Raw genomic sequence first — 13,613 nt, 5'->3', positions numbered from 1 at the left:
TGCCGCAGCGAAAGCTGAAGGGAGGATTGGTGGGAGGAGACCAAAATTTTCATCAGAACAGTGGGCTCAGATGGGTAGATTAATCGCAGCTGGTGAAACTCGGCAGCGTGTTGCCATTATTTTTGATGTCGGCATCTCGACGCTCTACAAGAAATTTCCAGCAGGTTTCACGATTTGACATTTAAAGTTGGATCGCGCAAAGCGATCCAAAGTTGTGTGACAAAGTTTCGCAATTTATGCGCCGCGCTACACTGGAGATGCTGGAAATCGTAGCGCTGAAGTTCTTCGCTGCTGCATACCCCCAGCGAGGCGCTCACCCGTAGCGTCTGGTTGCGGCTGATCAGAATTTCCCGACTGAAGATGCTTTCACGAATGCGTTCCGCAATCACTTTGGCCTGCTCCAGCGAAGTTTCCGGCAGCACAATACAGAACTCTTCCCCGCCAACCCGGCCGGCGATATCCGACTTGCGCACTTTATTAAGGATCACCCGGCCAATATGAATAAGCACCCGGTCTCCGGCCTGATGGCCGTATTGATCGTTGATGCGCTTAAAGTGGTCCAGATCCAGCTGAATCACCGACAGTGGCTGGTCAACCTGCTGGCAGGCGACCAGCGCCTTACCGGCACGCTCAAACAGCGCTGCCCGGTTATACAGGCGGGTCAGCATATCGTGCCACGCTCGCCACTCTAAGGAGTCCTGCAGCGAAGACATGTTACGCACCATACGGCGGATAACGGCCCAGGAGATCAGCAGCATCGTCGTGAACAGCACCCACAGCAGGGTCAACGCGATGCTAATGCTGCCGAAGTCGCCGCGGATCCCCTCCTCCAGGCTGTGAATACGCAGCAGCACGCCGTCGAAGTTGCGCAGCTTTTCCCAGCTGATATAGCGCGAAAGCTGGCGCACGCTGCCCTCGTTATCGTGCTCATAGGCATACGCCAGCTGGGCCTGCACCTCTTGCGAAAGCTGCGTACGTTTTTGCGGGTCCTGCTCAGAGGTAGCAATCAGGTTCATACGGCGATCGTAGAGCTGGTACTCCCCTTCTTCTTCGCCTTCGACCGACTGCATCAGAAACTGGGTCATCTCACGAACCGACAGCTGAATGGCCAACACGCCAAACCAGTATTGATCGTAGTCGAGCGGTACGGCGGCGGTCACCTTCTGGGCCACCGGCGTTTTATCGCGGCTAAAGGTGGTGTGCCACTTCACGCCGCGCTGCGGGTTATCCCGCTGCGACTGCTTGATAAACCACGGGCTGGTCGCCAGGCTGTAATAGTACTCGGTGATATTGCTGCCCTGATCCTGCTCGGTGCTGAGATAAAAACCGGCGCGTGAAACGTACAGCATATGGGTTTCAAAGCGGGAGAGATGCTGGCGCGTAATAGCAGAAAGCCGCAGCAGATAGCCCAGCTCAATGGTCGCCATAAACTCATTACCCAGCAGTGCGTTATCGCGCGACAGAAGATTGGTGTGTTTGACGAAGTCGTCCGAAACGCCGTTTAGCGGCAGCGTGCGGTTATTGTTCAGCGAGATGCGCCAGTTGGCGAGCGTGCGCTTGCGCTCGAACTCCTGCTCGGCGGTGCGCAGCACTTCGAAAGCCAGCGGAATTTGCAGCGCCGACTCCATGCCGTTGCGGAAAAACAGCAGACGGTCGGTGTTGAACTGCAGCTGCGCGTCCATATCGTTGGCGACATTTTTCAGGTTATTGCGCTGGCTGGAGATATACGCGTCTTCCAGCACGATGGTTTCGCGCCAGGTCAGCAGCGTAGAGAAGAACAGCACCACCAGAAAGCAGATATTGACCACCCGTTCGGGGCTAACCCGCCGCGTGAGCCGCGCCCACCATCCTGAAGAAGCCGCTGTCTTGACGGTCACGGGACGCACGGCGGCCTCCTGAGACTCACAGACCTACCCCACATCCCACTCGTGCGCTGCTGATAATTCATGATGCTCCATACTTCACTACGACAAAGAACGCGATTTACTCGGTTCTAAAACGCCCGGCAAAATGCCGGGCGTAAACACGGTTAGGATGCTTGCTCCTGCTTGCCGATAGGGCCGGGAATCAGCTCATCTTCGCGGAATGCTTCCCGCTTGACGCCGAAACCATCATACCAACGACACTCCACCATGCCGCTGGCATATCCCGTGACCACCATCCGCGGCCCACCGTTTTTGGGCCTAACTTCATCACTGACCAAAAAGACCATAACTGCCTCCGGTATCAGGGTGAAACTGTTTCACATTAGCCTATTCACAGCCCGTTTGCGTAGCGGAATTGGATTATTTATACCGGCTTTTTACGCAGGCTGGCGATCAGATTCACCGCCGCCAGCACTACGGCCCCGATGATAAAGCCCAGCACCAGGTTCGCCAGCGTCGGCAGAACCATCGCCACCCATGCGGCCTGCTGCGCGGCAAAACCTTCGATGGCATGATGCAACGGCCCGACGCCATGCACCACGATCCCGCCGCCCACCAGAAACATCGCCAGCGTGCCAACCACCGAGAGCGTTTTCATCAGCCATGGGGCCACCACCAGCAGCCCTTTACCCAGCCCCTGCGCCAGCACGCTGCGCTTTTCGGCCAGCCAGTAGCCCATATCATCAAGCTTAACGATAACCCCGACGAGGCCATACACGCCCACGGTCACCAGGATCGCGATACCGGATAAAATCAACACCTGATTGAGCAACGGCGCTTCCGCCACGATCCCCAGGGTAATGGCCACGATTTCCGCCGACAGAATAAAGTCGGTGCGAATCGCCCCTTTAACTTTATCGCGCTCGTAAATGGCAGGATCCTGCTGCGCAATAGCCTCCAGACGCTGCTGACGAGCGGCATCGTCGCCCTTATGCTTGCGCGCGTGCAGGGTATGCAGCACCTTCTCCACCCCTTCAAAGCACAGATAGGCCCCGCCGATCATCAGCAGCGGCGTTACCGCCCAGGGGATAAAAGCGCTAATCAACAGCGCCAGCGGCACCAGAATCACCTTATTGAGTAGCGATCCTTTTGCTACGCTCCACACCACCGGCAGTTCGCGGTTGGCGCGTACGCCCGACACCTGCTGCGCGTTGAGCGATAAATCATCCCCCAGCACGCCCGCGGTTTTCTTCGCCGCCAGCTTGCCCATCATCGAGATATCATCCAGCAAGGTGGCGATATCATCTAATAAGGTTAATAAACTACTTCCCGCCACAAGTCACATCCTTCCTTTTTGTTATTGAGAACAAAGTATGAAGCAAAATGGCGCAGGGTGTAAGGGATACACATCTATAACATAAAAACAACATCAACCCCCGAATTAAAGCACTCGCCAGCGAAGTCGTTTTGACGTTTACTATCAGCCTGCTTGCTATTGTGCCGTGAGGAAGTATGCGTATTAAACACCTGTTACCGCTGGTTGGCGCGCTGTTCGCGCTGTACATCATCTGGGGGTCTACCTATTTTGCTATCAGCATTGGCGTTGCCAGCTGGCCCCCGCTGATGATGGCGGGCGTGCGCTTCCTCTCGGCAGGCGTGGTGCTGATGATTTTTCTGCTGGCGACCGGGCATCGTTTACCGGCGCGCGGTCCGCTGCTGAATGCGGCCCTGATTGGCGTGCTACTGCTGGCGGTGGGTAACGGCATGGTGACGGTGGCGGAACATCAGCACGTTCCTTCCGGTATCGCCGCCGTGATGGTCGCCACCGTGCCGCTGTTTACGCTGTGTTTTAGCCGCTTTTTTGGTATCGCCACCCGCAAACTGGAGTGGCTGGGCATCGCCATCGGTCTGGCGGGTATCATACTGCTCAACAGCGGCGGTAACCTCAGCGGTAACCCGTGGGGGGCGCTGCTGATTCTGATTGGTTCCCTGAGCTGGGCGTTTGGTTCGGTATACGGCTCCCGCCTCACGCTGCCGACCGGCATGATGGCCGGGGCGATTGAAATGCTGGCGGCCGGCATCGTGCTGATGTGCGCCTCGCTGCTGAACGGCGAGCGCTTAAGCACGCTGCCGGATCTAAGCGGTTTCCTGGCGGTAGGCTATCTGTCCATTTTCGGCTCGATTATCGCCATTAACGCCTATATGTATCTGATTCGCAACGTCACGCCGGCGGTCGCCACCAGCTATGCCTACGTAAACCCGGTGGTTGCGGTGCTGCTCGGCACCGGCTTTAACGGCGAGCACCTCTCCGGCACCGAGTGGCTGGCGCTGGCGATTATCATCGCCGCGGTGGTGCTGGTGACGCTGGGTAAATACCTGTTCCCGGCGAAAGCGACGGCTATTCCCTGCGCGGCGGAGAAACCGGGTCTAGATTCGTAATCCCCTGAATGCCGATCTGCGCGCAGCCTTCGCCGCCGCAGATCCACTCCTCCAGCCGTTCGCACAGCGCGCTATCGCTCAGCTTCTCTCGCCCGCGTAGCGCGCACTCCCACACCACCAGCACCCGCCAGCCCTGTTCGACCAGCAGGCCGATATCCCGCTTATCGCGGGCGACGTTGGCGGCAATTTTAGTCAACCAGAAGTCGGTGCGCGTGGCGGGAACCTTGAACAGGTAGCAATGGTGGTGATGCCAGAAACAGCCGTGGGTGAAGATAACGCAACGATACTCGTCGAGGGTGAAGTCTGGCCGCCCCGGCAGACGCGTATCCTGTGCCAGCCAGCGCAGGCCAAGCTGTTCGAGCAGCGACGCCATCCGTTTTTCAATGGCGGTATTCTGCGCGCCGATGGCGCGCATATTTTTACTGCGGGTGGCCTTATCGTGAACGTCCGCCATCGCCATTCTCCACATCACGCTTCTGCACGGCCTGCAAAATACGCGACTCCAGCAGTCGGGCTACGGCGGCAAATACCGGGACAATCACCGAGTTGCCAAACTGGCGGTAGGCCTGGGTATCCGACACCGGAATGCGGAAGCGATAACCCTGCGGCGACTCAAAGCCCATCAGTCGCGCGCACTCGCGCGGGGTCAGACGACGCGGACGGCGCAGCTGATTCTGCGGATCGTCGAAGTGTTTTTCACCCAGCGCCCGATCCCAGCCGCGATCGATGAGGATCTCCGCGCCATCTTTGTAGTAACGCGCCGAGAGCGTACGCGCCACGCTGCTCGCCCGGGTGGGGTCAACCATGCCGTAGCCAAAACCGTTGCCCTTTTCCTGATGCTTACGGGCATAGCGATAGAGGTACTTCCACAGCACCGGCGTCAGGATAAATTTGGCGTCGAAATCCGGCTCTAATAGCTCACCGAAAGTGGGACGGCGCGCGGGATACAGCGCAGGAATATCGCGCAGGGTAAAGCCCTGATGCAGGCCTAAATCCCGGCGAAAACCGACCAGCACGATGCGTTCCCGATGCTGCGGCAGGAAGTGCTGACCGTCGATAATCTTCGGGTCATCGGCCCCCATGTCCGCCGCGTCGGCCACTTCATACCCCAGCTCGTCCAGCGTCTGCATAATAATGCGGAACGTTTTGCCGCCGTCGTGGCTCTTCAGATTTTTGACGTTTTCCAGCACAAAAATCGGCGGCCTGCGGGCATCAATAATCCGCACCACGTCAAAAAACAGCGTTCCCTGCGTATCACAGGCAAAACCGTGCGCGCGGCCCATGGCATTCTTTTTCGATACCCCGGCCAGCGAGAACGGCTGGCAAGGGAAGCCCGCCAGCAGCACGTCGTGTTGGGGAATGCACTGGCGAATATGCGCCTGCGCCTCGGCGTCGCTAACGTCGGCCCGGCCGCTGAGCGTCACGTCGCGAATATCGGCGTTAAACTGATGTTCCTGCGGGTCGCAGTACCAGTTGGCCCTATAGGTACGCACCGCGTGTTTGTTCCACTCGCTGGTAAACACGCACTGGCCGCCAATGGCTTCAAAGCCGTTGCGGATCCCACCGATACCGGCAAACAGATCGACAAAACGAAACGCGTAGTGCGGATGATGGGACGGCGGCTTCGGCAGCATGGCGGCCAGATGCGCCCGCTCCTTTTCGCTCAGCCGGGTATTCGCGCGCCCTAAGGTGACGACGCGTTTCACAATGGCCGGGCTCCAGTGCTGCTCCCCTACGGAAACCAGCTCGGCGACAACGGTCTTTAGATCGTAAATCTCCAGGATATGCTGCAGCAGCGTCTGAGCATCCGGCTCGTCGGGCGACGCTACCTCGTTTGATAAGACTCGTTGTTGCATAAATTTGACCAGATACAGAAAAAGGAAAAAGAAAGCGCAAATAAAAGCGAGATTATCATAGTTTGCGCGATTCTTGTGGCGCGAATCGCCGCAGCACCTCTGCATCCAGCGCCAGCGGGTCGCCCGCCAGCTCGGCGCTCAGTTTTGCCATAAACTGCACCAGAAAATCGGCGTTTTTCTGCGCCATTTCGCGCCCTTTCTCCGTTTGCATGGTGGCGGGCAAGCGCAGGAGTTTGGTCTGAAAATGGTCCAGCGCGTAGGCTTTATCATCTAATGCACGGCGATCGGCAAAGGGATCGTCAGCGTCGAAGAGCGCCGTATTCATCGAACCGGAGACGGCAAAAACGCGCGCCAGGCCGATGGCGCCAAGCGCCTCCAGCCGGTCGGCGTCCTGCACAATACGGGCTTCAGCCGTTTGCGGCGCAATGCCGGCGCTAAAGCTGTGCGCCGTTATCGCATGGGCGACGGCGTCATAGCGTTCAGGAGGGAAATGGGGAAAATCACGCTGGAGAATAGCCAACGTCTGCTGCGCCGCCAGCTGCGAGGAGCGCGCGCGATCGGGATGATTCTTTGGCAGGCTGACCAGATCGTGAAAATAGCTGGCCAGCAGGATGACGAGTAAATCGACCGGCTGCCCTTCCGCTATCTGCCGCGCGGTGCGCCAGACGCGGCGGAAATGGGCAATATCATGCGAGGCATCGCCGCTGTAGTCGTGTGTTTCAAACCAGAACTCAACGTCCTGCTGCCATGCGGTTAAATCCATTTTTATTATCGCCTGAGTGAGTGTTCGCCACTCAGCATAGCAATATTAGTAGCGTTCTTCCTGCTCGGCCTGACGAGGGCGCGTATACCAGGCGATGCCGCCAAGTAGCCCGCCGACAAGGCTTAAAACCAGAAAGCCCAGCAGCGCGCCCAGCCACTTACCGCTGGTCGAGCCAATTTCGCCGTCAACGGTCGCCCCCGGAATGCTCTGCACATCGCTGATGACCCAAATATAGTGGCCCATCGCCCAGACAAAGTAGCCACAAAACGCGTAAAAGACCCAAAGCGCCAGCTTACCGCCCGGGCCTCGGTCAATCCTTTCTTCCATAAAAAACACTCTCATCACGCCAATCATTCAAACGGCCGCCACGCCAAAGGTGTGACGTAAATCACATTATAACAACTAACAGGGGCGGAGAAAGCCTCCCGTTTGCTCTCCGGACCACGAACTGCCGCTGGTTTGATCTCCGGCAAGTTTGCCCTTACGCCAGCGCTCTGTGGCGCGAGAAGGTAAGTTTAATCCTCTTCATCACGGATTTTGACGTGGTATCTTAATTCAACGGTTTATTGACTGGCAGAAATGACGGTTACGGTTATACGAAGTAATATTTAAACATCACAAAAAGCATTCATACAAACTATATTTTAAAATGAGATCAAGACACTTTATTTTTTATTTTCTCCGTGTCATCATCCTCCCCCGTTATTAGCCTTTTGTTTATGCATCAAGATGTTTTTTCTTTATGACCTTCCCGACTGTATGCCAGTGCAGTCGGGATTTTTTTTGCCCTTCACCCCAAACAAGCAAAACTATAAAAACAATTCATATTTCCTGTCAAAAACATCACAAAATCATATAACGCAATGATTTTCATGCGATTTGTAAATGAATTACAAACCACCATATAATTTAAATTATAATGGAAATGTCTTGAAATATTTAATATAGTTTTATTACATTTATATCGTGAAATAAAGTGAACTCCCAATATAGTATTCAGTTCAGTAACGCCGGATGACGTTACTATATTCACATGCGTTATCATGCAAAGGAAAGTATAATGAAAATTAAAGCACTGGCACTGCTCGTGCCTGCCTTATTAATGGCAGGCGCGGTAAATGCGGCAGAAATGTATAATAAAGACGGTAATAAAGTTGATCTGTACGGCAAGATCGACGCACGTCATACCTTCTCCGACAACGCTGGCGATGACGGCGATGAAACCTACGTGCAAATCGGTTTCAAAGGCGAAACCCAGATCACTGACGACCTGACTGGCTACGGCCAGTGGGAATACAAGACCTACGCTAACGACACCGAAGGCGCCGGTGACAAATCCTTTAACCGCCTGGCGTTTGCCGGCCTGAAGTTCGCTAACTTCGGCTCCTTCGACTACGGCCGTAACTACGGCACCGTGTACGACATTGAAGGCTGGACCGATATGCTGCCGGTATTCGGCGGCGATTCTTACACCTGGACCGACAACTTTATGGTTGGCCGTACCAATGGCGTAGCCACCTATCGTAACACCGACTTCTTCGGTCTGGTAAACGGCTGGAACTTCGCGCTGCAGTATCAGGGCGCTAACGAAGGTTCAAACGCCACGGAAGATCAGGAAGGCACTAAAAACGGTCACGGCGACGTTCGCTTCCAGAACGGCGATGGCTACAGCATGTCCACCACCTTCGACTTCAGCGATGCCGTTCCAGTACTGCAGGGGCTGAGCGTCGGTGCGGCTTACGCTACCTCTGACCGTACCAACGAGCAGGTTGGCTATCGTGGTGCGCTAGGCTACGGCAATGGTAAAAACGGTAGCGTAACCGCTAGCGGCGATAAAGCCGACGTCTGGACCCTTGGTGCGAAATATGACGCCAATAACGTCTACCTGGCGATGATGTATGCGGAAACCCGCAATATGACGCCGTTTGGCAACGATGGCATTGCCAACAAAACGCAGAACTTTGAAGTGACCGCGCAGTATCAGTTCGACTTCGGCCTTCGTCCGTCTCTGGCATGGGTTTACTCTCGCGGTATTGACGTTGGTTACCACGCCAACAGCAATGGCGTTTACCTGACCGACCAGGATCTGGTGAACTACGTTGACCTGGGTGCGACCTACTACTTCAACAAGAACTTCTCCACCTACGTTGACTACAAAATCAACCTGCTGGATGAAGATTCTCAGTTCTACAGCGCCAACGGCATCTCTACCGACGATATCGTTGGTGTAGGCATGACCTACCAGTTCTAATCAGAACAGCACAAACAAAGCCCGCATTCGATCATGCGGGCTTTTTTGGTGGACTTTATGCTACGGCGCTTCCTGTAGCGCCAGACGCACGAAGCCGTTGTTTTGCGTCAGCAGCTCGTGTGCTTTCCACGCATCCATCCCGGTAAGAACCATCAGTACCGCCGTTTTGCAGTTATGGTCGCAGCTTTCCAGCGCCGCTTTGGCCACCGCGCGTGAACAGCCACCCGCTTCCATCACAATCGCTATCTGCCGTTCCATCATTTGGGTGGTGTTGCTGCGGATATCGACGCGCAGATTGCTGTATACCCTGCCGGTACGTACGGCCAGCGCCGTGGTGAGCATCATAAGCACGCTCTTCTGCGCGGCCATCGCCTTCGGATTCCCGTAGCCCGCCACCACTTCAGCACCGGTTTGCGGCGCTATCACGATATCGGCAAGCTCGGTGGCTTCGCTGCGCTGGCAGCGGGTAATCAGCGCTCTTGTCGCCCCCAGCGACCACGCATGCCGCATAGCGCCCCACAGCCACGGCGTTTTGCCACTCACGGAAAGGCCAATCAGCATATCTTTTTCGGTAAACCCAATGGCCTGGAGATCCAGCACCCCGCGATTATAGTCCTGCGCCGCCGGCAATCAGCCCCACCAGCGGATGCTTTTCATCCGGCGCATACTCGTTCGCCACCAGCATGGCGTTGCGCCCGGAAGCGCCCGCCCCGACAATCACCACGCGGCCGCCAACGCCCAGGGTTGCTACCGCGCGATCCACCAGGCGGGTGACATCGTCAAGGCAGGCGCTCACCGCTTCAGCGATAACTTTATCGTCTTGATTAATCACGTTTAACATATCGCGGGTAGACAGCCGGTCAATCTCAGCGGTCGTCGAACTGCGTCTTTCCATGACTGAACCTGCAAGCTTAATGCTCATAAACGGACTCCTTATTATGGGTTCTTCAACAATACTAAAGTGTTTCATATGGAAAGCGCTGCGAATGCGGTCACAAAGACAGGTTTGGGATTGTCAGGACACGACGACTTTATGAAATGGTTTACATCGGCGATAATGATTTTTTGCCATTGATAATAGAAGGTTTTCATGCGCGATACGCCGCAAGCGCCGCACCAGGCAAAGCGCCCAATGAAGCTCAGCACGCTGGTGACGCTGATGGTGTGCAGCGTGATTGTTTCCGTCCTGTTAGTGGTGTACGCCTTCTATTTTATCCAGATCACGAAAGCGACGCGTACCGGCCTACAGGACACCGCCTTTGCCATCGCCCGCACCCTGGCCGACTCGCCGGAGATCAAGCGCGGGCTCGCCGGGCCGCCTGAGCAGAATATCATCCAGCCGATCGCCACCGCCGTACAGCAGCGCAACGGCCTGCTCTATGCCGTCATCACCAACATGAATGCGGAGCGCTATTCGCATCCCAATGCGCACCTGATTGGCCAGCACTTTATCGGTGCCGACCTACAGCCCGCGCTGAAGGGCCATGAAAATCTGTCGATTAACCGCGGCGTGCTGGCGGAAGCGCTGCGCGTCTTTACGCCTATCTACGATGACCGGCATCAGCAAATTGGCGTGGCGATCGTCGGCATCTCGCTCAAAAAGGTGGACGAACAAATCAGCGCCGCGCGCTGGAACGCCATCTGGTTCGTGTTGTTTAGCGCGGTGGTCGGCACGCTGGGCATCTGGGGGCTGGTGCGGGTGCTGAAAAACATCCTCTTCGGTTTCGAGCCGCACGAAATCTCGCGCATGTTTGAGCAACGCCAGGCAATGCTGCAATCGATGCGCGAAGGCGTGATTGCCGTTGACGACAAAGGCCGCGTTACGCTGATTAATCAGGCCGCGCGTCATATTCTCTTTTCTGCCGATGCCCATGCGCTCGGCGCCGAGCAGCACGCGCCGCTGCTCACCAACCTTAAAGAAGTGCTCGCCAGCGGCGCGCCGGTGGCCGACCGTGAAATGGGCTGCAACGGTCGCCTGCTGCTGTGCAATATCGTGCCGGTTCGCAACAACAAGCGGGTCATCGGCGCCATCGGGACTTTCCGCGATAAAACCGAAGTCAGCCAACTGATGCAGCGAATGGACGGGCTGGTAAACTATATCGACGCCCTGCGCACCCACTCCCACGAGTTTATGAATAAGCTGCACGTCATTCTTGGTCTGTTGCACATGAAGCGCTACGACAAGCTTGAGGAATACATTCTGCAAACCGCGCAGAACTACCAGGCGGATATTGGTACGCTGCAGCGGCGGATCAAATCGCCGATTATCGCCGGTTTCCTGCTGGGTAAAATCAACCGCGCGGGCGACGTGGGGGTGAATCTGACGCTGGCAGAAGAGAGCCTGGTGCCCGATAACCCGAATGAAGAACAGGTCGCGGTGCTGGTGACCGTGCTCGGCAACCTGATTGAGAACGCGCTGGACGCCATGGTGGGCCAGGGCGAAGGTGAAATTAGCCTGCTGCTACACTACCAGAACGGCTGGCTGAGCGGCGAGGTCAGCGACGATGGCCCGGGGATCGACCCGGCGCGCATCGACGCTATTTTTAATAAAGGATTTTCAACCAAAGGCGAAAACCGCGGCGTCGGGCTGTTTCTGGCCCGCCAGCAGACGGAAAACCTTGGCGGAACGCTTTCCGTCGAGTCAGAGCCGGGCGTATTTACGCAATTTTTTGTACATATTCCGTGGGACAGCGAGAGGAACAGCGCGTGATTAATGTGTTAATAGTCGATGATGATGCCATGGTGGCCGACCTGAATCGTTGCTATATCGAGAGGGTGGACGGTTTTGCCTGCTGCGGTATCGCGTCAACGCTTCAACAGGCACGGGATAAACTGATGGATCCATCGCTGTCCATCGACCTGATCCTGCTGGATGTTTATATGCAGCAGGACAACGGGCTGGATCTACTGCCCGAAGTGCGCAACGCAGGCCGCGCGATTGACGTTATCATGATCTCCTCCGCCTCTGATGCCGCGACCGTGCAGACATCGCTGCGCTACGGCGTGGTGGACTATCTGATTAAACCGTTCCAGTTCCCGCGTTTTGAAGAGGCGCTGCTGAGCTGGCGCGAGAAAAAGCAGCTTATGGGCAGCCATGCCTACTATGAGCAGGCCGACGTCGACCGGCTGCTGCACGGCGGCTCGCCGGAGCTGGCGGACACCAAGCGGCTGCCGAAAGGGCTGACGCCACAGACCCTGCGCACGCTGTGCCAGTGGATTGACGCTAACCCGGACACCGAGTTTTCCACCGACGACCTGGCGCAGGCGGTGAACATCTCCCGCGTATCGTGTCGTAAATATCTGATCTGGCTGGCGCAGATCAATATCCTGTTCACCACGATTCACTACGGTGCAACCGGCCGCCCGGTCTACCGCTACCGTCTGCAGCCGGAACAATATGGCCTGCTCAAGCAGTACTGCCAGTAAGCCGGTATTCGCTATCCAGCAGCGTAAAACGATAGTGGTGGGACGATGACAAAACCACCTCTTTCGTTTTGGTGACGAAAATCGCTTCAATATCCGGCCTCGCGCGCAGCGCCGCGCAGCCTTTTTCCACCCCCATGCCGTACATCAGCGTGGTCCAGATGTCGCCATCGATGGAGTGGGTGCTGACAATGGTGACGCTATCAAGCTCGTTATCCAGCGGGTAGCCGGTACGCGGGTCAAGGATATGGTGATAAAGCTGGCCGTTTTGTTCAAAAAAGCGCTCATAAACGCCGGACGTCACCACCGATTTATTTTCAACATCGAGCATACCAATCATCGCCCCAGCGGTAGAGAACGGTTTTTTTAAACCGATAGACCAGCCGCCCTCCGGCGTGCCCAGCGTTTGCACGTTGCCGCCAAGGTTAATCAGCCCCTGCTCCACGCCCTCTTTGCGCAAAAAATCACGCACGCGATCGGCGATATAGCCCTTCGCAATCGCGCCAAGATCGATCTCCATTCCCGGCTGCGCCAGAAATACGCTCTCCTCGGCGTCGTTCAGGATCACCTGCTCGGGGTGGGTCAGGGTCAGCAGATGCGCAATTTCATCCACTGGCGGCACGCTGTCGCCCTTAAAGCCAATCCGCCAGCGCTTCACCAGCGGGCCAATCGCGAGGTTAAAGGCGCTTTCCGGCAGCTCGCTGGCGGCTTTGGCGCATTTGATCAGCGCATAAACCGGGCTGCTGACCGTCACCGCATGCTGGCCCGCCGCACGGTTGATATCCATCACCTGCGACTGGGCGCGGTTGACGGTGAGCAGGTCTTCATACTGTTTGATCAGGCGAAAAACGCGGGCGGCGAGTGCCTCGTCGTGGGCGAAGAGTTTTAGCAGAATGGGCGAACCCATCAGGACGGCGGAATAGCTGTATACCCGGGTGGTATCTGACATCAACATCCCCCTTCACGTGAACTGGAATAGCCCGGCGGTGCCGGGCTACGGGACTGTGCCATTCGTG

The 13,613-nt window shown here is 56.4% G+C and carries 13 protein-coding genes and 1 pseudogene; 5 read left to right on the top strand and 9 right to left on the bottom strand.

Features of this window, described 5'->3' with window-relative positions; all coding sequences use genetic code 11:
• The coding region (locus tag ACK5JN_RS18070; protein ID WP_416870515.1) for a helix-turn-helix domain-containing protein at positions 1-178 on the top strand (178 nt) is incomplete at its 5' end.
• On the opposite strand, the gene dgcQ is transcribed toward ACK5JN_RS18070, so the two are convergent.
• The 3 genes from dgcQ to ACK5JN_RS18055 form a co-directional block, all read right to left on the bottom strand.
• The gene (gene dgcQ, locus ACK5JN_RS18065; RefSeq protein WP_416871417.1) at positions 168-1,886 is read right to left on the bottom strand and encodes a cellulose biosynthesis regulator diguanylate cyclase DgcQ; all 1,719 of its coding nucleotides are present in this window, start codon (positions 1,884-1,886) and stop codon (positions 168-170) included. The two genes, ACK5JN_RS18070 and dgcQ, sit on opposite strands and share 11 nt — an antisense overlap.
• Positions 1,887-2,029: 143 nt before the next feature.
• Positions 2,030-2,212 (bottom strand): YodC family protein, encoded by a 183-nt coding sequence (locus ACK5JN_RS18060; RefSeq protein ID WP_416871416.1) that lies wholly within the window; start codon positions 2,210-2,212, stop codon positions 2,030-2,032.
• Positions 2,213-2,289: 77 nt separating this feature from the next.
• Positions 2,290-3,201 carry a DUF808 family protein gene (locus tag ACK5JN_RS18055; RefSeq protein ID WP_416871415.1) on the bottom strand — a complete coding sequence of 304 codons (912 nt, stop codon included), beginning with the start codon at positions 3,199-3,201 and terminating at the stop codon, positions 2,290-2,292.
• A gap of 176 nt (positions 3,202-3,377) precedes the next feature.
• On the opposite strand from ACK5JN_RS18055, the gene yedA reads away from it, so the two are divergent.
• On the top strand, positions 3,378-4,304 hold the full coding sequence (yedA, locus tag ACK5JN_RS18050) for a drug/metabolite exporter YedA (protein ID WP_416871414.1): 927 nt from the start codon (positions 3,378-3,380) through the stop codon (positions 4,302-4,304).
• On the opposite strand, the gene ACK5JN_RS18045 is transcribed toward yedA, so the two are convergent.
• From ACK5JN_RS18045 to drpB, 4 genes are read right to left on the bottom strand one after another with little or no spacing between them, the layout of a single operon-like run.
• The gene (locus ACK5JN_RS18045) at positions 4,264-4,758 is read right to left on the bottom strand and encodes a very short patch repair endonuclease (protein WP_416871413.1); all 495 of its coding nucleotides are present in this window, start codon (positions 4,756-4,758) and stop codon (positions 4,264-4,266) included. The genes yedA and ACK5JN_RS18045 overlap by 41 nt on opposite strands.
• Complete coding sequence (locus ACK5JN_RS18040; protein WP_416871412.1) at positions 4,739-6,160, bottom strand: DNA cytosine methyltransferase; 1,422 nt, start codon at positions 6,158-6,160, stop codon at positions 4,739-4,741. The genes ACK5JN_RS18045 and ACK5JN_RS18040 overlap by 20 nt, the downstream gene beginning before the upstream one ends.
• Before the next feature lie 55 nt (positions 6,161-6,215).
• Positions 6,216-6,923, bottom strand: coding sequence for a phosphohydrolase (locus tag ACK5JN_RS18035; protein WP_416871411.1), 708 nt, complete (start codon positions 6,921-6,923; stop codon positions 6,216-6,218).
• 45 nt (positions 6,924-6,968) lie between these two features.
• Entirely contained in the window at positions 6,969-7,250 is a 282-nt protein-coding gene (drpB, locus tag ACK5JN_RS18030; protein WP_416871410.1) for a cell division protein DrpB, read from the bottom strand.
• A gap of 733 nt (positions 7,251-7,983) precedes the next feature.
• Here drpB and ompC point away from each other — a divergent pair.
• Positions 7,984-9,174, top strand: coding sequence for a porin OmpC (gene ompC / locus ACK5JN_RS18025; protein ID WP_416871409.1), 1,191 nt, complete (start codon positions 7,984-7,986; stop codon positions 9,172-9,174).
• 60 nt (positions 9,175-9,234) lie between these two features.
• Here the strand turns inward: ompC and ACK5JN_RS18020 are convergent.
• A pseudogene (locus tag ACK5JN_RS18020) lies at positions 9,235-10,096 on the bottom strand (N-acetylmuramic acid 6-phosphate etherase).
• 168 nt (positions 10,097-10,264) lie between these two features.
• Between ACK5JN_RS18020 and ACK5JN_RS18015 the strand changes: the two are divergent.
• Together ACK5JN_RS18015 and dcuR are read left to right on the top strand one after the other, a co-directional pair.
• A complete protein-coding gene (locus tag ACK5JN_RS18015; protein ID WP_416871408.1) occupies positions 10,265-11,884 on the top strand; it encodes a sensor histidine kinase in 1,620 nt (539 codons plus the stop codon).
• Positions 11,881-12,600: a two-component system response regulator DcuR gene (gene dcuR / locus ACK5JN_RS18010; protein WP_416871407.1), complete on the top strand. Its 720-nt coding sequence runs from the start codon at positions 11,881-11,883 to the stop codon at positions 12,598-12,600. The genes ACK5JN_RS18015 and dcuR overlap by 4 nt, the downstream gene beginning before the upstream one ends.
• Here the strand turns inward: dcuR and ACK5JN_RS18005 are convergent.
• Positions 12,581-13,546: an FAD:protein FMN transferase gene (locus tag ACK5JN_RS18005; protein ID WP_416871406.1), complete on the bottom strand. Its 966-nt coding sequence runs from the start codon at positions 13,544-13,546 to the stop codon at positions 12,581-12,583. The genes dcuR and ACK5JN_RS18005 overlap by 20 nt on opposite strands.
• Positions 13,547-13,613 lie beyond the last annotated feature (67 nt).

Source organism: Kluyvera sp., from assembly GCF_047971185.1.
In the GTDB taxonomy this organism is placed as follows: Bacteria; Pseudomonadota; Gammaproteobacteria; order Enterobacterales; family Enterobacteriaceae; genus Kluyvera.
The sequence above is the reverse complement of the archived record's forward strand: the minus strand, read 5'-3'. Positions and strand labels throughout refer to the sequence as shown.